Origin of the sequence: Tsukamurella sputi (assembly GCF_007858445.1) — a bacterium.
Taxonomy (GTDB): domain Bacteria; phylum Actinomycetota; class Actinomycetes; order Mycobacteriales; family Mycobacteriaceae; genus Tsukamurella; species Tsukamurella sputi.
The window spans coordinates 1-633 of the sequence record NZ_VIGV01000084.1 but is presented as its reverse complement, the minus strand read 5'-3'; the positions used below and the strand labels follow the sequence as shown (position 1 = coordinate 633).

The following is a 633-nucleotide window of genomic DNA, read 5'->3' as shown; positions in this document are numbered from 1 at the left end:
AATCGATAAGCAAGCGCTTGCTCCTCTTCAGCGGTTAAAGTGGGGATATCGCCAATCGCACTAATATAGGCATCGAGCCCATCGGCGACAGACGGAAAAGTATTAGCACGGAGTACTAACTGTTTATCATCACTTGGCATTATAAAACCCTCCACAAACATCGTCGGGAAATACTCTGTTGATTCACTACTTAAAAGCTATATCTAGAAGCACTTTCCATAATTTAAATCGCTCTCCATTATAGCAAATCAGATCCCCATCGTCCCCATAAAATCGCTATTTAATATTCTTATAATAGCGGAGAGAAGATGCAAAAAATGAGATCTTTAATAGATTAAAATCAACGAGATAACCTTAGATTTTGGCACACTTCCTTTTTTTATAGGTGGCCTAGTAGATTCAAAGATCAATCCTTGTTAGTATCTAATATTCACTCAAAATTCAGTATAAAGGATAGATCTCAATGGATTCTCCAAATAATAAAACTGAAGATCTTCGAATTGAAGCGCTTCGCTATCATGCCCAACCTAGACCTGGGAAAATTTCAGTTGAAGCGACTAAGCCGCTAGTCAATTCCAAGGATCTCTCTCTTGCTTACTCTCCAGGTGTTGCTTACGCTTGTGAAGAGATTCA

Annotated in this window: 1 protein-coding gene; it reads right to left on the bottom strand. The window is 38.7% G+C overall.

The window, feature by feature from the left end; translation table 11 throughout:
* Positions 1-140 (bottom strand): sigma-70 factor domain-containing protein (locus FK268_RS25940; protein WP_497997380.1); only part of this gene is annotated, 140 nt, incomplete at its 3' end.
* Positions 141-633 lie beyond the last annotated feature (493 nt).